The 18,043-nt window shown below is 48.4% G+C and carries 21 protein-coding genes; 16 read left to right on the top strand and 5 right to left on the bottom strand.

The features are described 5' to 3' along the window. Positions 1–6: 6 nt before the first annotated feature. The 3 genes from OGY07_RS19060 to OGY07_RS19050 all read left to right on the top strand — a co-directional run bounded on the left by OGY07_RS19060 (position 7) and on the right by OGY07_RS19050 (position 2,841). A complete protein-coding gene (locus OGY07_RS19060) occupies positions 7–441 on the top strand; it encodes a phage tail fiber protein (protein ID WP_200120049.1) in 435 nt (144 codons plus the stop codon). Continuing rightward, on the top strand, positions 441–851 hold the full coding sequence (locus OGY07_RS19055) for a hypothetical protein (RefSeq protein ID WP_286602464.1): 411 nt from the start codon (positions 441–443) through the stop codon (positions 849–851). Before OGY07_RS19060 ends, OGY07_RS19055 begins: the two co-directional genes overlap by 1 nt. 211 nt (positions 852–1,062) lie before the next feature. Continuing rightward, the gene (locus OGY07_RS19050; protein ID WP_502872444.1) at positions 1,063–2,841 is read left to right on the top strand and encodes a lytic transglycosylase domain-containing protein; all 1,779 of its coding nucleotides are present in this window, start codon (positions 1,063–1,065) and stop codon (positions 2,839–2,841) included. Here the strand turns inward: OGY07_RS19050 and OGY07_RS19045 are convergent, their stop codons facing one another. Continuing rightward, on the bottom strand, positions 2,842–3,288 hold the full coding sequence (locus OGY07_RS19045) for a hypothetical protein (protein WP_286602457.1): 447 nt from the start codon (positions 3,286–3,288) through the stop codon (positions 2,842–2,844). Between the two features lie 89 nt (positions 3,289–3,377). On the opposite strand from OGY07_RS19045, the gene OGY07_RS19040 reads away from it, so the two are divergent. Genes OGY07_RS19040 through OGY07_RS19000 form a run of 9 tightly spaced genes read left to right on the top strand, consistent with a single transcriptional unit; the run spans position 3,378 to position 9,458 of the window. Then, positions 3,378–4,193 carry a hypothetical protein gene (locus tag OGY07_RS19040; protein ID WP_286602454.1) on the top strand — a complete coding sequence of 272 codons (816 nt, stop codon included), beginning with the start codon at positions 3,378–3,380 and terminating at the stop codon, positions 4,191–4,193. Next, positions 4,190–4,492 (top strand): phage baseplate plug family protein, encoded by a 303-nt coding sequence (locus tag OGY07_RS23510; RefSeq protein ID WP_286602452.1) that lies wholly within the window; start codon positions 4,190–4,192, stop codon positions 4,490–4,492. The genes OGY07_RS19040 and OGY07_RS23510 overlap by 4 nt, the downstream gene beginning before the upstream one ends. Then, positions 4,485–5,351 (top strand): hypothetical protein, encoded by an 867-nt coding sequence (locus tag OGY07_RS19030; RefSeq protein WP_286602450.1) that lies wholly within the window; start codon positions 4,485–4,487, stop codon positions 5,349–5,351. The genes OGY07_RS23510 and OGY07_RS19030 overlap by 8 nt, the downstream gene beginning before the upstream one ends. Beyond that, complete coding sequence (locus OGY07_RS19025; RefSeq protein WP_060568973.1) at positions 5,341–6,033, top strand: phage baseplate protein; 693 nt, start codon at positions 5,341–5,343, stop codon at positions 6,031–6,033. Before OGY07_RS19030 ends, OGY07_RS19025 begins: the two co-directional genes overlap by 11 nt. Then, on the top strand, positions 6,030–6,389 hold the full coding sequence (locus OGY07_RS19020) for a contractile injection system sheath initiator (protein WP_286602446.1): 360 nt from the start codon (positions 6,030–6,032) through the stop codon (positions 6,387–6,389). The genes OGY07_RS19025 and OGY07_RS19020 overlap by 4 nt, the downstream gene beginning before the upstream one ends. Next, entirely contained in the window at positions 6,386–7,615 is a 1,230-nt protein-coding gene (locus tag OGY07_RS19015) for a baseplate J/gp47 family protein (protein WP_286602444.1), read from the top strand. The genes OGY07_RS19020 and OGY07_RS19015 overlap by 4 nt, the downstream gene beginning before the upstream one ends. A gap of 9 nt (positions 7,616–7,624) precedes the next feature. Next, positions 7,625–8,263 carry a baseplate wedge 1 family protein gene (locus OGY07_RS19010; RefSeq protein ID WP_286602442.1) on the top strand — a complete coding sequence of 213 codons (639 nt, stop codon included), beginning with the start codon at positions 7,625–7,627 and terminating at the stop codon, positions 8,261–8,263. Between the two features lie 2 nt (positions 8,264–8,265). Beyond that, positions 8,266–9,024 carry a gp53-like domain-containing protein gene (locus OGY07_RS19005; protein WP_286602440.1) on the top strand — a complete coding sequence of 253 codons (759 nt, stop codon included), beginning with the start codon at positions 8,266–8,268 and terminating at the stop codon, positions 9,022–9,024. A 2-nt stretch (positions 9,025–9,026) separates the two neighbouring features. Continuing rightward, positions 9,027–9,458: a tail fiber assembly protein gene (locus OGY07_RS19000; RefSeq protein ID WP_286602437.1), complete on the top strand. Its 432-nt coding sequence runs from the start codon at positions 9,027–9,029 to the stop codon at positions 9,456–9,458. Between the two features lie 50 nt (positions 9,459–9,508). On the opposite strand, the gene OGY07_RS18995 is transcribed toward OGY07_RS19000, so the two are convergent. Next, positions 9,509–10,624 carry an acyltransferase family protein gene (locus OGY07_RS18995; protein WP_286602435.1) on the bottom strand — a complete coding sequence of 372 codons (1,116 nt, stop codon included), beginning with the start codon at positions 10,622–10,624 and terminating at the stop codon, positions 9,509–9,511. Between the two features lie 143 nt (positions 10,625–10,767). Here OGY07_RS18995 and OGY07_RS18990 point away from each other — a divergent pair, with 143 nt between their 5' ends. Beyond that, positions 10,768–11,157 (top strand): HumD family translesion DNA polymerase, encoded by a 390-nt coding sequence (locus OGY07_RS18990; RefSeq protein WP_286602433.1) that lies wholly within the window; start codon positions 10,768–10,770, stop codon positions 11,155–11,157. A 242-nt stretch (positions 11,158–11,399) separates the two neighbouring features. Here the strand turns inward: OGY07_RS18990 and OGY07_RS18985 are convergent, their stop codons facing one another. From OGY07_RS18985 to cusR, 3 genes are all read right to left on the bottom strand, one after another. After that, a complete protein-coding gene (locus OGY07_RS18985) occupies positions 11,400–11,945 on the bottom strand; it encodes a bactofilin family protein (protein ID WP_157845128.1) in 546 nt (181 codons plus the stop codon). 715 nt (positions 11,946–12,660) lie between these two features. Next, entirely contained in the window at positions 12,661–14,091 is a 1,431-nt protein-coding gene (locus OGY07_RS18980) for a Cu(+)/Ag(+) sensor histidine kinase (protein WP_205611723.1), read from the bottom strand. Then, entirely contained in the window at positions 14,081–14,764 is a 684-nt protein-coding gene (gene cusR, locus OGY07_RS18975; protein ID WP_042285734.1) for a copper response regulator transcription factor CusR, read from the bottom strand. The genes OGY07_RS18980 and cusR overlap by 11 nt, the downstream gene beginning before the upstream one ends. Positions 14,765–14,934: 170 nt before the next feature. Here cusR and OGY07_RS18970 point away from each other — a divergent pair, with 170 nt between their 5' ends. The 3 genes from OGY07_RS18970 to OGY07_RS18960 all read left to right on the top strand — a co-directional run bounded on the left by OGY07_RS18970 (position 14,935) and on the right by OGY07_RS18960 (position 18,032). After that, positions 14,935–16,317 carry an efflux transporter outer membrane subunit gene (locus OGY07_RS18970; protein ID WP_286602423.1) on the top strand — a complete coding sequence of 461 codons (1,383 nt, stop codon included), beginning with the start codon at positions 14,935–14,937 and terminating at the stop codon, positions 16,315–16,317. Between the two features lie 87 nt (positions 16,318–16,404). Next, entirely contained in the window at positions 16,405–16,737 is a 333-nt protein-coding gene (gene cusF / locus OGY07_RS18965) for a cation efflux system protein CusF (protein WP_286602421.1), read from the top strand. Between the two features lie 32 nt (positions 16,738–16,769). Next, positions 16,770–18,032, top strand: coding sequence for an efflux RND transporter periplasmic adaptor subunit (locus tag OGY07_RS18960; RefSeq protein ID WP_286602419.1), 1,263 nt, complete (start codon positions 16,770–16,772; stop codon positions 18,030–18,032). The last annotated feature ends 11 nt before the right edge of the window (positions 18,033–18,043 follow it).

Raw genomic sequence — 18,043 nt, 5'->3', positions numbered from 1 at the left:
TAAACCATGCCTATCGACATTACATCGGCTAACAGTAAGCTGCGAATCGTCGTACCTGCTTACTACCCTGGCGGTTTTGACGTTGACGATTACGCAGCAGACAACATGTTTGAGACTGGTGCGCTTCAGAACAAAGAAGACATGATGTCAGCGGATGGTAAATACCACGCCGGCTTCATCTTCAACCCGACAGAGTTCACCATTAACCTCATGGCGACATCGAACGCCAGTAGCTTGCTTGATGACTGGCTGGCGGCAGAGCGAACAGCAATCTCAGCGTTTGCCTGTAACGCTGTCCTGACTGTTCCGGCATTGAGTGCGAAATGGAACTTTGTTAACGGCGTGCTCTATACCTGGACTCCAACCCCTCCGGGGCGTCGGGTTCTGCAACCTCGTCCGGCAGTATTCCACTTCGAATCAGTAACACGGAGCGCTATCTGATGGCACGTAAAGAGATTCCCTTTATCGTTGAGGATGAAAACCGCGACAAAGGGAAGGAATTTATCATTACTGAAATGTCGGCATGGGATGCCGACTCTCTGGCTCAGGATATTTTCCGGGCAATGGGAGAGTCGAACTATACAAGCATTCCTGCTGATGTGATTGCAATGGGGTGTGCTGGGCTGGCTACGGTCGGCCTTAGTGTAATTTCCGCATCCTCTCCTGATGTAGCCCACACTCTGCGTGACCGTCTGATGTCTACAGTTGAAATCGTCATCACTCACGATGGTCAGCGTAATCGTCGCAAGGTTAATGGTGCTATCGACTTTGAAGAGGTTTCAACTATCCGCTCAGTGCTGGATAAAGTGTTTGAGGTTAATTTCGATTTTTTAACCATCGCCGAAGGGTGAAGTACCCGTTTTTAGAAGAGGAAACCCTTCCGGCAAAATTAGTTTCACCCGTCAATATCTCACCGACTATCAACGCCATTATCTGTTCAGGAAAAGCCACATACACCGAGCTTCAGGAGAAACTATCCGTGCTGGATATGTATAACCTGCTGGAGATTATTTCTGTGGAAAACTTCAATCAGCGCGTATGGCATAAACACCAGGAGCAATGATGATCGTTAACGAGTTGGCCTATAAGGTCACAATTAAGACCGACGAGTTCCTGAACGGCAAGCGCAAGCTGAAGAATGAAGTTAAGGAAATAGAGGGCGATTTTGACCGTTCAAGCCGTAACATCAGCCAGACATTAAAATCCACGACTGGTGAGATGGGTAAATTTGGAACAGCTGCGGTATCGTCATTCAGAGGTGCTTACACGGCTGCTGCTGGCTTTCTTGGTATCAGTGCAGGTCTGTACGGTATCAAGCAGTTATTTACCTCAACAGCGAATGAGATTGTCCGGGCAAGTCAGCAAGCTAAGTTCTTCGGTTCTGACGTGAATAAGATGTTCGGAGTACGCCGTGGATTCCAGCAGGCAGGACTGAATGGTGATGCATTCATTTCTGCTGCTGGCAGTGCAAGAATGGCTCTGGCGAATATTGCTGACCCAACTATCTTTGGTGGCCTTACTGGTGCGGCACAGAACCTGATGGTGCTGGGCGCTCGCACAGGCCTGAATATCAATAAGCTTGGCGACCCGAACAAAGCACTATCCGAGTTTACACGTTACGGTAAAACGCACTCCCAGGAAAACCTGATGCAGGTAATGGCGGCAGCTGGGTTCGATCCGACTGACGCAGCCAAAATTAAATCTGGTGAGTTGAAGTCACTTGTCGATTCAGAGACCAAGAAATCAAATATTACCGCTGCGCAAGTGAAAGAGCAGGAGGCGCTTGTAGCTACTCTTGGTCAGCTTGATTCTGAATTAGACAGGATAAAGCAAGATTTGGCACTGGCATTTGCTCCAGATGTTATGAGTGCAATAAAAGCTTTTGGTGATTGGATACGCGAACACCACGGTGACATCATCGGATTCTTCAAGGACTCAGGAGATAAAATCAAATCATTCACCGATGCAGTTGGAGGGGCTGAGAACGCTCTCAAGATACTAGCCGGACTTTATGTTGGAAATAAAGCGCTTAGTATGACTGGAGGCGGTGGAGGCAAAGGTGCGGGTGGAATACTCGGACTACTGGCTGGAATCTTCTACAGTGGAGATATTGCTGACGCCACAACGCCTGACTCCATCCTAAACATGAGGGATGAGGACAAGCCACTAATTTACCAGAAGCACTGGTTTGAGAGGTTGTTCGGGCTTGATTATGAAGAGACTGTGCCAGGCAGCGCTAAGAATCCATCGGGTAAAACATTAGCTGATAAAAACAACAACCCAGGGAATATTAGGGGAGATTCTGGAGTTGGTGGTTTTAAAGGATTTTCTACTGAGAAGGAAGGTTGGGATGCAATGTCTAACCAGTTGATGCGCTACTACAACGGCCTGACAACTGGTAGGAAATTACGGACAGTTAAGGATATTGTTAGCACATGGGCTCCATCATCAGAAAATGATACTGGTTCATATATCAAGCAGGTTGCTGGGTATATGGGTGTTGGTGCTAACGATGAATTAAATCTGGCTGACCCGAATGTGATGGCTAAGTTGCGAACCGCAATGGCGAAGCATGAAGGATTCGGTAACTGGCAAAATGGACTGAAAATTGGTGGAACTAACCAGTTTCAGAATGAGTATTACCTTCAACAGCAAAAGCTTGCCAATTCACAATCCAGAAACACCACATCAAGCATAGACAACAGCAAGAGCAGCGTGACCAAAATTGATAAGGTTATCGTACAGACAAACCCTCAAACTGTAGATGCCTTGACCCAAAGCGTAAACCAACAGGCACAACGTGCATCAACCAACGTCTCTTACGCCTCAGCTGTAAGATGATCAATGATGACCGTTAGCAGCGGACTTACCAAATAAGACCATTTCATTCAGGTAATCATGGTTTTCCGCTGCCTTCTGTGCTCCTGACATTAGATTTTCATGGAACTCTCCATAAAAACTGTATTCCTCGTCTGTAACATCATAATAGGTAGTGGCCCATTCGCTTTCTATATTATCAAGAATGTCTTTACCTGTTGTTTTGTTAACCAGAGAGAAAGATAACAGACGAACGCAATCATCCACCTGAGATGATATGAAAGTTTTGACATTTTCATAGTCAAAGCGCCTTCCATCAGAACCATATTTGTGAGCCATGCCAACGCATGCAAATGCCGACTCTTTAACGATGTCATTTGAAGGTTGTTGGGTGGCTGCTTTAGTGCAGAACGGTATCGAAAGTGAAGCCGTCACTAAGCAATGAACAAGAAATGATTTATTCATTTTCATACTGATATCTCGCTGTTTATTTAGTTGAGCATATCTCTATTAAAGAGCAAATAATAGCCCGTTATCCGGGTTTTTAACTGGCGGGTAATATGAGCATTATCGACCTGAACACAGCAGATATATTCAACGCTATCGGCGGTGGCTCTCCGCTTTCTATCATCGATAGCGTTCTGCATCCTCAGTATGTGATCCGCAATAGCAAGACCAATGCTGTAGCACTGGAGTTCAGTGGCATGGCATCAATACAGCCCAGCGGAAGGGCTCAGATAACAAACGCTCCTGTTGAGGGTGGCAAGTATCAGTCCATCAACAAGGTGAAAGAGCCGTCAGTGGTGCGGTGTGAAATCATCGTTACTGGCCTTACCGGATTCTCAGGGAATATTCCCAACATTTTTGACCTGACGTTTACCAGCCAGAGCAACACGCTCGACACCATCAAGACGATGCTGGAAACTGCGAACACCTACGACATTGAGACCCCAAAAGAAACACTACAGAGCTATGACCTTGTTGATCACTCATACGAAGTCAATTCTCAGCGCGGTGTAAGCATGCTGACTATCTACCTGTACTTTCAGGAAGTGATGCAGCAAATGGAGGTCATTCTTTCCGGTGCGCAGACAGAGAATAAGCCTACAAACGACAACGTTAGCCAGGGCGTAACCGGAATGGGTGAGGCAACAAAGGATGCCGGCTCATCTCCATCGACTTTAGACGAATTGGGGAAATCGTGGTCGTCTCTGAAGTCATCTGTAAGCGGAATAGTAACTACGACATCAGGCGCTGTTACAGCAGGCTTTCAGAGCGCACTTGATACGGTTTCGAGGCCAGTTCTTGAGGTTGCTAATAGCGCCACTCAGAAAGCAGCAGAACTCGCCAAAGAGATCAACGAGAATATCACATGAGAACAATACCTCTAGAACCAAAGAAATCTCAGTCGATATCCGTTGACCTTGCAGGGCAGCGTTGCACTATCAGGCTGATTCAGCGTGAAAGCTTCATGTATATGGACCTCACAGTTAACGGTAACCCCATTATGCAGGGTGTTGCATGTCTGTATGGGAACAGAATGGTCAGATACAGGTATCTGGGATTTTCTGGCGATCTGGTTTTTCTGGATAACGCAGGTCAACTTGACCCGTCTTATGAAGGTCTTGGTGGTCGCTTTGTGCTGTACTACATAGAGGAGAGCGAGCTTGTATAACCAGCGTTCTCTCAGGTTTGAGTTTACTAACGAAACATCTTCCTTTGATGAGAAAGGGAATAACACAATCTCCATCAGCGAGGTTCGTTCAACAGTATCGTTTCAGTCTGCTGGAAACTTATTTGGCACTCAGGTAAACGTCAGCCTTTTCGGGTTGAGCATGGAGCTTCTGGCATCGTTGTCATCAAAGGCTATGGGGTTGTTCGGTTCTGATACTGAACGCATCAGCATGAAGATTTATGTTGGCGATACTGCGATTTTTGTGGGTTATATGACGTCTTCCATTGCGAACATGAATACCTCGCCCAATTCAGCGCTGATGATAACTGCAACAGCAAACGCTGACCTGCAAAACAAGCCATCGCCGCCATTCTCGTTCAATGGATCTACTCCAGTAACAAGCGTAATCACTGCAATCTGCAAGGCTGCAGGATATAGCCCATACATCACCGGGCTTGATGGATTAGTTGCAACAAACCCTCACTATGAGGGGAGCATATTCAACCAGCTTGAGAAGCTGTGTGACGACTTTGAAATAGCCATGTCGGTAGCATCACCAACAATCACATTCTGGCCTCAGAATGAGAAGAAAGATGATGTTATGCCGCTTATTTCGCCTGAATACGGGCTGATAGGTTATCCGATATTTTCAAATGGTGGAGTGATGTTCCAGACGCAGTTCTCAACACTGTTGACTACCGGTCGCAATGTCAGACTCATCACATCTCTTCCTCACGCAAGCGGCACATACAAGCTAACCAGCGTTAGCCATGAGCTTTCTTCATGGATGCCAGACGGACCATGGCACTCAGTGTGCATCGCGAACAGAATACTAAACGAGGGCGATAATGGCGGATAACCTGTTTACGCCAACCAGTGCGCAGACAAGCGAAGCGGAATCCTTCTCATACATCTTCAAAAGCCTCCTTTCGGGGGCTTTTTTTATTGAACTTGTCCAGGTGGAGGCCATTCGTGGAATTGCGCCAAATCTGGTTGTCGATGTGCTTCCACTGGTAACCAGGACAGACCCTAGTGGGGCGATGATTCAGAATTCACAGATATTCAACGTTCCAGTTTTCCGGCTTCAGCGTGGTGACAGCGCAGTCATCATGAACCCCGTTCCCGGAGATATCGGGATGATTGCTGTGTGCGATCGTGATAACTCAATAGCCAGAGCAAACCGAAAGCAATCCATACCTGGCAGCAAAAGAACGCACAGCAAATCAGATGCTCTTTATCTTGGTGGGTTCCTGAACGGCGAGCCGGCACAGTTTATTGAGTTTGCTGATGGGGCGATAAATATCACCACGCCTAACCCGGTAAACATCATCTGTTCATCAGTGAATATCACCGCACCCGATGGAGTGAATATGACTACTCCTTTGTTAAAGGTTAGTGGAGATATTCAGGACAACTCCGGAACTCAGTCATCTACGGTTAAAAATCTCAGAGACAACTACAACATTCACAAACACCCGGTATCAGGCGTACAAACCGGAAGTTCAACAGTTGACTCAAACACAACGGACAAGCCTACATGACATACAGAACCATGCAGTTAGACACGTCTACGTGGGACTTAACACTGGATGGAAACGGGAACATTGCCATTGCTGATGAAGTGTATTCAGTAGCTCAGGATGTTGCCAGTGCATGCCTGGTATTTTCTGAAGAATGCTATTACGACAACACTCTTGGAATTCCGTGGAAATCCGATGTGCTAGGCAAGCGTCCAACACCTGGTTATGTAGCGCAAAAACTCCAGACTGAGGCCAAAAAACTCCCCATCGTTGACCAGGCACTGGCTACGGTCTTCTTCGATAAAAACACTCGTCGTATGCGCGGCACTATTCGCGTTACGGACATCAACGGTAATACAGCGACGGCAACGATATGACGACTTTAGAAACTGCTGTACCTGATGTAACCATCACTGAGAATGGTCTATCCGTTCCTGACATCTCTGATGTTCTTGCTGGTCGCCTGACTGATATGACAACCGCTCTTGGTGGTGGTGCCAGTCAGTCATTAAGCTCTCCGCAAGGGCAGATCGCACAATCGGACACTGAAATCATAGCGCAGGTATACGATAAGCTTCTTTGCCTTTTTAACCAGGTCAATCCCGATTACTCAACAGGAAGAATGCAGGATGGAATTGGCCGTATTTACTTCATGGATCGCATCTCTGCGCAGGGAACGGTGGTCACTGCAACCTGTATTGGTCAGGTAGGTACAACAATCCCTGCTGGCAGTTCTGCGGTAGACACGAGTGGATATATTTATCAGTCAATCGACAATGCAATAATCCCATCGACTGGCTCGGTTGATGTGCAGTTTGTTAATACTACTACCGGTCCTATTCCATGCGCAGCGGGGGCGCTTAGCCAGATTTACCGCGCAGTATCTGGATGGGATTCTATAACTAACGCTAACCCGGGGGTTGTAGGGGTTGATGTTGAATCACGCATTGCATTTGAAACGCGTCGAAAACAGTCTGTTGCCAGAAATAGTCGTAACCAGGATGCATCAACTCTGGCGGCATTACTAGCCACTAATGGTGTTCTCGATGCATACGTTTGGTCAAACAGAACCGCATCCACGATAATCAAGGGAACAACTAACTTCCCGGTACTGGCGCATTCGATCTACATCTGTGTCTATGGCGGAACTGATGAGGATGTTGCTGAATCAATTTTCCAGACGTACAACCCAGGCGCAAACCTGAACGGAAGTACTCATCACTCCGTTTACGATAACGTTAATTATCTGCCACCCTATCCTGAATATGATATGCAATGGCAGAAAGCAACACCTACTCGGGTTTATTTTAATGTTGAATTAGACAGCTCACTTAATCCTCCAAGCGACATAACATCGCAGGTGAAAGCCATGATTGCTAACGTTTTCAATGGTAGTTACGAAGGAATAGGGAAGGCAAGGATAGGTTCAACCATTAATGCCGGTAAATATTACGCACCTGTGATTTCCATTTCTCCAGATACGGTAGGAATACTGAGTCTTGAAGTATCTCTCAATGGAACAACTTTTGGGCCCGCATCAACCATGGGGATAGATCAGGTACCAACCATTCAGGAATCAGACATCACTGTAACGTTGTCTTAAGAGGTATTCATGTGGGAAGAAACCATTCTCACCCAATATTCCGCAAGTAAAAAACTACTTTCCATTATTGATACGTTCAATCAAGCGGTAAGCCTTGATAACTTTACCGATGAATTTATTTCTAAAGTATGGGACCTGACAACTTGCGAAACATTCGGGCTTGATATGTGGGGTAAGATAGCTGGAATCAGTCGCTACATTAACGCACCGATAGAAAGCAGCTCCTTCGGTTTCAATGAAGCAGATGATGCAGATCCAGATTACCCCACACCATTTAACGACTCACCTTTCTTTGGCGGGATCCAGGAAACGACAAATGTCAGACTTGGCGACGATGCTTACAGAACTCTTATATTCTGTAAGGCATTTACAAATATCAGCATCGCAACAATTCCTGAAATAAATAGATTCCTTAAAATACTCTTCTTCCAGCGAGGAAGGGCCTATTGCGTTAATTATAGAGATATGACTATTGGTCTCACCTTTGAATTTGAACTTGCACCTTATGAAGAATCAATCCTCATGAATTATGACGTAACTCCCGTTCCAAGTGGAGTTCTGGTAAACATTAATCAGATAGTTAGTCCATATTTCGGATTTGCATCTGACGCCTATCCATTCAACGATGGCATATTCTACCGAGATTAAACATGAATCGCACAGACGCACCAGAGAAGCAACCTAAACCTTTTGGCATAAATGGTCAGAGAGATGCAATTCTTCCCACCACTCCATCTGGAGATAACGCAGCATCATATGAGTCTGGTTTCCCACCTATCACGATGACATTGAAGACTGCTGGAGGGAAACCACCCAAAGGGCAGAACATGAATCAGATCCTCTATGAGCTTTCTGCTCTAGGAAGATGGTCAAGCACAGGCGCATTAAACACTTTCGATTCTGCGTTTGCTGCTTCTATTGGTGGATACCCTTCAGGAGCATTCGTTCTTGGCAATGATTTAAAAACAATTTATCGCTGCACGATAGATGGAAACACAGCCGACCCAAACAGCATCACGACAGGATGGGTTAAAGTAGCTAAAGATATTGCTGATATTTTAAGCCTGGGAACGGCAGCATACAAAGATGTTGGAACAGGGACAAATCAAATACCAGACATGACCTCATTTACTGCAGGTCCTGGTTGGATGGAATTTCCATCTGGTAAAATTATCCAGTATGGATATCATCCATCAAGCACTAGTGGCCCAGTAATTATTAACTTCCCCATTCCTTTTCCAACGCAATGTTATGGAGTTACCGGAGGTGGAACTGATTCTAATGCAGCGAACATTGCAGGTTGTCAGGTGATTGATAATGCAGGGTTTTATCTATCTGCGTGGCTTGTCGGTTCTGGGATATTTAACCGAACAGCGACAAACATTGCATGGATATCGGTGGGGATATAATAATGAAATATGCTTTTAGTGCTATCAGTAATGCCTTCTATCCCCTGGAGCTAAAGAGTTCTTATGAGGATGCGGGAAGCTGGCCTGTTGATGGGGTTGGGGTTGACGAAACTGTATTTGCAACATACACCGGAACACCCCCACCAGGAAAGATGAGAGGGAGCGACGAAAACGGTTATCCTATCTGGGTTTCAACGCCACCACTTACTCACGAGCAGCAGATTGCAGTTGCTGAAAACGAAAAAGCGTCACGTATCGATGAAACAAACAGCTATATAAATAGCAAGCAGTGGCCAGGAAAAGCATCTATTGGTCGGCTGAAAGGGGATGAATTAGCACAATACAATTTGTGGCTTGATTATCTTGATGAGCTTGATGCAGTTGATACATCTACTGCACCAAACATTACTTGGCCTGAGCCTCCAATTAAATAATAATTAAATGCTTTTATTTTAGTGCCGCCAAATAAAAGGCGGCACTGTTATTATATTTTCTTGGATAGATTATGACCTATATCTATAAACTTTTTCTCTACCAGATAGTACATTGGTATAGATAGGCTTATTGACACTGAAATTGACATCAAATACATCATTACCGATGACTCTTGTGGGATAAATGGAATATCCTTTCCATAAATCTCTATTATTTTTTTAATCGGGACGTGGATGAGGTAAATAGAGTATGAGCAAGTTCCCATCAATAGCATAAACTTTGGGTACTCAATTTTTGTAGATGTTTCTATGCATATTGCGCAAAAGACTATCAAGCAAGCGATAAACCCAGTATTAGTTATACCTTGGCCTGATTTAAATCCTGTAAGCCACATCATAAAGCATAAAGTTATAACTGGAATAGATAGATATCCAATTATTTTATTTTCGAACACTTCCTTATGAAAGCGCATATAGCACTCAGCAATTAACATACCTAGAACAAAGTCAAATATTATTGGATTTCCAGTAAACCCTAGATAGCTATGATATCCATAGAAAGGAACATGGAATGTATTGGCATTAAAATCTATTGGGTTACCAAAGGAAATAGATAGACACAAATATACAGCCATCAACATGACTATTGAAATATAGCTTCTGTATTTCGTGGAAATTAATAAAGCAAATGAAAAAACTAGATAGAAATACATCTCATAGCCAAGAGTCCATGAGACAATGAGAGTCCCCCATCCATAAAAAGGAGGGCTTATGTTTGGATCAAGCGGTATAAGCAAGAAAGATTTAATGATATTACTTAAGGTAAATTCATAAAGAGTGAAGTGCCCTTCGTTAAAATTATAGCAAAACAAAGAAACATATATACTTAATACAATAAAATATATTGGGTATATTCTAAATATGCGCTTAATCAGAAATGAATAAAACCTAGAGAGTGAATCCCCTGAAGCATTTCTTGTGGAGTAAGTGATTATGAATCCACTTATTATGAAAAATATCTCAACACCAAACGTTGCCTGCATTGTCAGATAGTCTATAAAAGAACCACTCTCTATGTGCCCATACAGAGATCTGTTATGTCCTAAAACGACGATTAAGGCTGCGACACCACGCAAAACCTGTATTCCATTAAGTTGTCTGGTCATGTGTGTAGTTATGAACTTTAAAGTTGTCACTATGAAAATCAGTGTGCCAGGAAAGATTCTAAGTGTAGCACCACAAACGCTATTGATCGACACTAACGATCAGTAATACTGTACATAATCACAGTATTTATCGGAGGTGCATCATGGGATTCCCATCGCCAGCAGCAGACTACGTTGAACAGCGCATATCGCTCGACGAGACGTTAATCAGCAAACCATCGGCTACGTACTTCATGCGGGCAGGGCAAACGTACTGGAGAGAAGGCATCATGTCTGGTGCTTTGCTCGTCGTTGACAGTTCACTGACGCCGTTTGATGGCTCGTTACTGGTGTGTTCAGTTGACAATGAGTTCAGGGTGAAGCGATACAAGCGTTACCCTAAACCACATCTGATTAATCTGGAGACAGGAGTGGCAGAGGAGATACCAAAGCCGACCAGCCTGTTTGATGATGAGTCGCATCTGTTTGGGGTGATCACGTACATCATCAACGATGCGCGTTCTGGTGAGTTTGATGATTGCCCGGTGATGTGAGACAGAAATGAGACACGTAAAGCTTTGCATCGGTTTGCAAGGCTTTACATGTTTTGCGAAGGTGGGACGTGTGAGCGCAGTGGTGATGGAGTAAGTTGTTGTTATCCTAGATAGTCCGAGGAACTTCTAAGCCGTCGGTCGCAGGTTCGAATCCTGCAGGGGGCGCCATTTCCTGGCGCGTTTACCTGTCGGTATTCAGGCCGGACAGCACAAAGCCGCCATCCGGCGCGAATATCTTCCTGTCACTCTTTATAAAAACTGGCCAGGTCGATGGTATTTTCTTTTACCGCATCCATGGCGCTGATAAATTCATTTTTTTGCGCTTCTTCGTCGCTGCGCGGTAAAGAGTTACCGTAAAAACGGCCATTTTTATGAATGGCCAGTGAGTCACTTTTTACCTGACCATTTACCATTCCCTGCGCATTAATGCTGACTTCGCCGCCGATACAATTGCCATTCAGAACGCCGTCGACGGCAATGGCATAGGCTATAATATCCCCTTCAACGTGACCGCTTTTCAGAATATGAACGGTTTTTTCAGAGCGAATAACACCGTCAATGCGGCCATTTACGTGAATATCGCTGGTGGAGTTAAGCTCGCCCTTAATAATACAGGTTTCCGGGATAACGGCGACCGACGGTTCCAGCGGGCTTTGCTGCGTCGGTTTTACCGTCAATTCCACATCGTCGCCGAGGTAAGAAACCTGAGAAGGGTTAAGAGAAGAGGCGATGTTGATGTCTGCATGAGTGTCGGCAAACGTGGTGTTTTGCTCTTTACGTTTGAACATGGTTCTGATCCCCGTCGATGATAAAATTAAATAAACAGCATAAAATAAACCACAGGTTAAAATAATTATGGCAATCACTTTCCATCGCGATTTTATCGTCAGGTAAAAATGTTGATCACCCACGCCATAATGAATAATGAGATACAGCCAAAGCCCCCAAATAAGCCACAGGAGGTTATAATGCATAGACCTTCACCGAACCTCCCTGATTATCCTGATCGCTGTTCATCGGTGTCAGGACGGTAACATTCAGTGAATTAATGCACAATAAAAAATAAGAATGACCTTTTTTGCTTTGCAATAATTTGAATTCTATCGATTTAAAAAATGACAACGTGCGATTAACAATAATGACCGTGATCGGACACGCACAAAATTCTGACGGTAATAACGCTATTCTGTTAATAATTTGCCGGATAAATAGTCAGCGGCCAGACATGCCTTTTTTTTCGGATTTTTTGTTTCAAAGAAGAATAAAAATTGTGCGCCAGGTGGAATTATTTAGCGTAACCGCATTGGCGTGGTCATAGGTTGACGAAAAGGCGGGCGGAGGAAAAACCGTGACGTCAGGAGCCGTGACGTGTTGGACATCGTCCGCCGGGCAATATCATTATGTGTATGAAGTGTTAAAATTTTGTGTGGGTTAAAAATTCACCGCCATTGCCTCCTTTGATTTAGGAGGATTCTTAGCGCTGACGCCACCGGTAGCGACCTGTCAGCGCAGCGCTTTCGGCAAACTCAGCGTAAAGCGGGTCGCGCGGGCGTCAGACGTCACCGACACTTTTCCGTGATGCGCCGTTACAATCGACTTGACGATCGCCAGGCCTATGCCGCTGCCTTCGCCCTTGCGCTGGCGGGAGGGGTCCACGCGATAGAAACGATCAAACAGACGCGGCAGATGTTCCGCCGCAACCGGCGTTCCCGGGTTTTCAACCTCAATGCGCACCCGATCGTCAATCTCTTTTAGCCTGACGATGACGGTTTCGCCGCCAGGCGTATGACGCAACGCGTTTGATAATAAATTGCTCAGCGCTCTGCGCAACATTCCCGGATCGCCGAAAACATGGCACGGGCAGCCCTCAAGGCGCAGCGTGACGCCACGCTCCTCTGCCAGCGCTTCAAAAAAGTCGAACACCTTACTGACTTCCTCGGCCAGATTAAGCGCTTTTTTCTCTGGAATAAGCTGGTGGTTGTCCGCCTGGGCCAGGAACAGCATGTCGCTGACCATTTTTGCCATATGGCTCAGTTCCTCAAGGCTGGAATAGAGCACCTCTTCCAGTTCCTTTTGAGTTCGCGGCTGGCTAAGAACAATCTCCGTCTGCGTCACCAGGTTGGTGATGGGCGTGCGGATCTCATGCGCGATGTCGGCAGAAAAATTAGACTGGCGGGTAAAGACATCTTCAATACGTTCCAGCATGTGGTTGAAAGAGAGCACCAGTCGTTCCAGCTCAATGGGGACATTTTGCGGGTCAAGGCGAACGTCGAGATCTTTCGAGGTAATGTTCTGGATCTGTCGGCTAACGCGGCGAATCGGCGCGTGTCCTTTATAGACCGCGAATAAAACCAGAAAGACGATCACCAGGCTAATGATCGACGCGGTCATGATCAGCTTGTTTTTCAGATCGTTAATGTAATGGAGGTGAAAGTCGATCGACAACGCCATGTACAGAGTATATGCCGGTTTACCGTCAATCTGCGGACCGACCGGCAGGCGGATCATGCGCCAGCTGGCGTGGGTGCCGTGTCCGGTCATTTGCTTCGCTGGCTCGTTGATCAGCCACACGTTGCCGCCGGGAACGGTGGTGTCCGGCTCGGCGGTGGCGAGAAATTGCCGGATGTCCGGCGCGCCAGGCGAATGCAGAAGCGCCCGCCCGCGGGTGTCCTCCAGCGCAATGAGGACGTTTGAATAACCAGCAACCACATTTTGCACAATCTCCAGCCGCCGGGATTCCGGTTCATCGGAATGGCTGAGTATGCGCTCCAGCGTGGCGCTAATTTCATTGAGATCGTTCACGTCCTGTTCGGCAAAATGGACTTTTACCGACTGGATCATGATCCAGGCGAAGGCAAAGAAAGCGGCGACTGTGGCAAGGCTGATAAAAAAAGTCAGGCGTGTCGCCAGGGAAAAAGGTCGCTTACTGCGCATCCGGCACCTCAAGCACGTAGCCCACGCCGCGCACGGTCTGAATCAGTTTGGGTTCGAAGTCATTATCAATCTTGCCGCGCAGACGTTTCACGGCGACATCGATGGCATTGGTGTCGCTGTCGAAATTCATATCCCACACCTGGGAGGCGATCAGCGAGCGCGGCAGTACCTCGCCCTGGTGACGGAGAAAGAACTCAAGCAGGGTAAACTCTTTGCTGGTGAGAGTGATCCGCATTCCGCTCCGGCTGACTTTGCGACTGACCAGATCGACATTCAGGTCCGCCACCTGAAACTGACTTTCAACAATCACCGCGGCGCCGCGCCGCAGCAGCGTTCTGACGCGCGCCAGCAGCTCGGCGAAGGCGAACGGCTTAACCAGATAATCGTCCGCGCCTAATTCCAGTCCCTTCACCCGGTGTTCAATGGTGCCGAGCGCCGTGAGTAACAGAATCGGCATCCCTTTTCCGCCAGCGCGCAGCATACGCACAATATCCCAGCCGTTAACGTCGGGCAGCATAATGTCGAGAATGAGCAGGTCGTAGTCGCCGGTCATCGCCAGGTGATAGCCATTCAGGCCGTTATCCGCAAGATCGACCACAAAGCCCGCTTCCGTCAGCCCTTTGGTCAGATACTCCCCGGTTTTTTTCTCATCTTCGACGATCAGTATCTTCAACGCATCCTCCTTCCGCCGCCTGTTTACGTGGCGTCTCCCAATTCTAGAGAAGTCAGATCGGATAGCAATCGCCTTCCGGGAAAATGACAGCTTTGTCATTTTGCTGTCACCGCCTGAACAGAGAGCGCCAGGTAAAGTTACCCGCATCTTTCCTTATGTTAATCAGGCTTATGTGCACATTCAGGTTTTTTACCCTCAGCACGGCGCTGCTGCTGACAGGATGCTCGCTGGCGCCGGACTACCAGCGCCCGGCCTTACCGGTGCCGCAGCAGTTTTCGCTGAGCCACAACCGTCTGATGACCGCGCCTGCGAACTATCAGGACAGCGGCTGGCGGCAGTTTTTCGTTGATCCTCAAGTCAAAACGTTTATTAGCGAGGCATTGCGTAATAACCGGGATTTACGCATGGCGACGCTGAAAGTGCAGGAGGCGAGGGCGCAGTACCGGGTCACCGACGCCGACCGCTACCCGCAGTTGAACGCAGAAGGCAGCGGAAGCTGGAGCGGAAATCTCAAGGGCGACAGCGGAACCAGCCGCGAATACGACGCGGGACTGAATCTCAGTGTTGATCTGGATTTCTTTGGTCGGCTGAAAAACATGAGCGAAGCCGACCGACAGAACTTTTTTGCCAGCGAAGAAGCCCGTCGGGCGGTCCATATTTTGCTGGTTTCGAACGTGGCGCAAAGCTATTTCAGTCAGCGACTTGCGGCGGCTCAACTTCGGGTTGCCGAAGAAACGTTAGGCAATTATCAGCGTTCTTATGCGCTGGTGGAAAAGCAACTGGTCACCGGTACCAGTAATGTGCTGGCGCTGGAACAGGCGCGCGGCGTTATTGAAAGCACCCGCAGCGACATCGCCAAACGTCAGGGGGAACTGGCGCAGGCCAATAACGCGTTACAGCTTCTGCTGGGCGCCTATGCCCGGCTACCGGAGGAAAACGCCGCTGGCGAGGGCGATCTCCATGCTGTAACCCTGCCGCCTGCGCTGTCGTCGCACATCTTATTGCAACGACCGGACATTATGGAGGCAGAGCATACGCTGATGGCGGCGAACGCCAATATTGGCGCGGCGCGGGCGGCGTTTTTCCCCTCCATTAGCCTGACCAGCGGCATTTCCGGCAGCAGCAGCGCTCTGACGAACTTATTCAGCGCGGCGGGCGGCATGTGGAGCTTCATCCCCAAGGTGGAGCTGCCGATTTTCAATGCCGGTCGTAATCAGGCCAGTCTCGATCTGGCCGAGATCCGTCAACAGCAGTCGGTGGTCAATTACGAGCAAAAAATCCAGAACGCGTTTAAAGAGGTCGCTGACGCGCTGGCGCTGCGCCAGAGTCTGGCCGGGCAGATTCGCGGCCAGCAACGCTACCTCGCGTCGCTGCACATTACCCTGCAACGCGCCAGAGCGCTCTATCGCCACGGTGCGGTGAGTTACATCGACGTGCTGGACGCGGAGCGTTCGTTGTTTTCAACCCAACAAACGTTGCTGGACCTCAATTACGCCCGCCAGGTTAACGAAATCAAACTGTATACCGCCCTCGGCGGCGGCTGGGTGGAATAAATCCCCCGGCAGCGGGCCAGGCCTCCTGTAGCCGGTTCAGGCGCCAGTCGCCGTCCGGCAAAATTCACTCCTTCTGAAAGGTGACTTATGAACAATCTCTTTAAAGCAGTCGTAGTAACGGTTTTCTCTGTGCTGGCAGCCCATGTCCAGGCCAGTGAACATCATCATGACGGGATGATTGCCGCTGAACACAGCCCGGTGGTGAGCGCAACGGGAGTCGTCAAAGCCATAGACGGGGAAAGCAAGAAGGTCACCATTGCGCACGAGCCGATCCCGGCGCTGAACTGGCCGGCCATGACCATGCGCTTTACCCTCACGCCGCAAACGCAGCTTAACGGGATCACGCCTGGCGATAGCGTCACCTTTCATTTTGTCCAGCAGGGGAATATTTCGTTATTGCAGGACATTAAGCGTCAGTAATTTTTCTTTATTTCAACGTTGGGCATGACCTCATGAAAAATATCGCGCTGATTATCGGCAGCATGCTGGCTGGCGGACTTATCGCCGTGGGCGGTTACGCGTATTTCACAGCCGATCGCGGGCCTGACGATGCGTCGTCTACCGCACAAAACGACGCCCGCAAGGTGCTGTTCTGGTACGACCCGATGTACCCGAATACCCGCTTCGACAAGCCGGGGAAATCGCCCTTTATGGATATGGACCTGGTGCCGAAATACGCCGATGAAGAAAGCGCAAACGCCGTCGCGCCGGGCGTGCGGATTGACCCCACACAGACGCAAAACCTCGGCGTGAAAACCGGGGTCGTTCGCCGGGGGGCGCTGACCTTTGCGCAGACTTTCCCGGCGAACGTCAGCTACAACGAATATCAGTATGCGATTATGCAGGCGCGCGCCGCCGGGTTTATCGAAAAAGTCTGGCCGTTGACCGTCGGCGATAAAGTGAAAAAGGGCGCGCCGCTGCTTGAGCTGACCATTCCTGACTGGGTGGAAGCGCAAAGTGAATATCTGCTGCTGAAGGAGACAGGCGGAACCGCCAGCCAGGTTGAGGGGATCCTTGAACGCCTGCGCCTGGCCGGCATGCCGGAAGCGGATCTTCGCCGCCTGATTACCACCCGCAAGATTCAGACCCGCTTCACCCTCACCGCGCCGATCGACGGCGTGATTACCGCCTTTGATTTACGCGCCGGAATGAACATCAGCAAAGATAATGTGGTGGCGAAGATTCAGGGAATGAATCCGGTCTGGGTAACGGCTGCCGTGCCGGAGTCCATTGCGTGGCTGATTAAAGACGCCTCGCAGTTTTCACTGACCATACCGGCCCGTCCCGACATGCATTTCACCTTCCGCAAATGGACGCTGTTGCCGAGTGCGGATGCCTCAACCCGTACCCTGCAACTGCGTCTGGAAGTGGACAACCCCGACGAAGCGCTGAAGCCAGGCATGAACGCTTTTCTTAGCCTCAACAGCCAAAGCGAGCCAATGCTGCTGATCCCGACAAAAGCGCTGATCGACACCGGCAGCGAACAGCGGGTGATTACGGTTGATAATGAAGGGCGCTTTGTGCCGAAACGGGTGTCGGTATTCCAGTCATCGCAGGGATTAACGGCAATCCGTTCCGGCTTGCAAGAAGGGGAAAACGTGGTTTCCAGCGGTCTGTTTTTGATTGACTCCGAAGCGAATATCGCTGGCGCGCTGGATCGAATGCGAGCGGCGTCCACTCCTGACACATCCACGCCCGCCGCGCATGCGCACTGAGGAGAACGCAG

It is taken from the genome of Citrobacter sp. Cs237, from assembly GCF_030332325.1.
Lineage (GTDB): Bacteria > Pseudomonadota > Gammaproteobacteria > Enterobacterales > Enterobacteriaceae > Citrobacter_A > Citrobacter_A sedlakii.
The sequence above is the reverse complement of the archived record's forward strand: the minus strand, read 5'-3'. Positions and strand labels throughout refer to the sequence as shown.

Coding starts and splice junctions, on each gene's coding strand:
- OGY07_RS18980 (WP_205611723.1), bottom strand. CDS start 14,091: ATGCGCAGTAAGCGACCTTTTTCCCTGGCGACACGCCTGACTTTTTTT.
- cusF (WP_286602421.1), top strand. CDS start 16,405: ATGAACAATCTCTTTAAAGCAGTCGTAGTAACGGTTTTCTCTGTGCTG.
- OGY07_RS19005 (WP_286602440.1), top strand. CDS start 8,266: ATGAATCGCACAGACGCACCAGAGAAGCAACCTAAACCTTTTGGCATA.
- OGY07_RS19025 (WP_060568973.1), top strand. CDS start 5,341: ATGGCGGATAACCTGTTTACGCCAACCAGTGCGCAGACAAGCGAAGCG.
- OGY07_RS19045 (WP_286602457.1), bottom strand. CDS start 3,288: ATGAAAATGAATAAATCATTTCTTGTTCATTGCTTAGTGACGGCTTCA.
- OGY07_RS23510 (WP_286602452.1), top strand. CDS start 4,190: ATGAGAACAATACCTCTAGAACCAAAGAAATCTCAGTCGATATCCGTT.
- OGY07_RS19050 (WP_502872444.1), top strand. CDS start 1,063: ATGATCGTTAACGAGTTGGCCTATAAGGTCACAATTAAGACCGACGAG.
- OGY07_RS18970 (WP_286602423.1), top strand. CDS start 14,935: ATGTGCACATTCAGGTTTTTTACCCTCAGCACGGCGCTGCTGCTGACA.
- OGY07_RS19055 (WP_286602464.1), top strand. CDS start 441: ATGGCACGTAAAGAGATTCCCTTTATCGTTGAGGATGAAAACCGCGAC.
- OGY07_RS19020 (WP_286602446.1), top strand. CDS start 6,030: ATGACATACAGAACCATGCAGTTAGACACGTCTACGTGGGACTTAACA.
- OGY07_RS19000 (WP_286602437.1), top strand. CDS start 9,027: ATGAAATATGCTTTTAGTGCTATCAGTAATGCCTTCTATCCCCTGGAG.
- OGY07_RS18960 (WP_286602419.1), top strand. CDS start 16,770: ATGAAAAATATCGCGCTGATTATCGGCAGCATGCTGGCTGGCGGACTT.
- OGY07_RS19015 (WP_286602444.1), top strand. CDS start 6,386: ATGACGACTTTAGAAACTGCTGTACCTGATGTAACCATCACTGAGAAT.
- OGY07_RS19010 (WP_286602442.1), top strand. CDS start 7,625: ATGTGGGAAGAAACCATTCTCACCCAATATTCCGCAAGTAAAAAACTA.
- OGY07_RS18995 (WP_286602435.1), bottom strand. CDS start 10,624: ATGACCAGACAACTTAATGGAATACAGGTTTTGCGTGGTGTCGCAGCC.
- OGY07_RS19040 (WP_286602454.1), top strand. CDS start 3,378: ATGAGCATTATCGACCTGAACACAGCAGATATATTCAACGCTATCGGC.
- OGY07_RS19060 (WP_200120049.1), top strand. CDS start 7: ATGCCTATCGACATTACATCGGCTAACAGTAAGCTGCGAATCGTCGTA.
- OGY07_RS18990 (WP_286602433.1), top strand. CDS start 10,768: ATGGGATTCCCATCGCCAGCAGCAGACTACGTTGAACAGCGCATATCG.
- OGY07_RS18985 (WP_157845128.1), bottom strand. CDS start 11,945: ATGTTCAAACGTAAAGAGCAAAACACCACGTTTGCCGACACTCATGCA.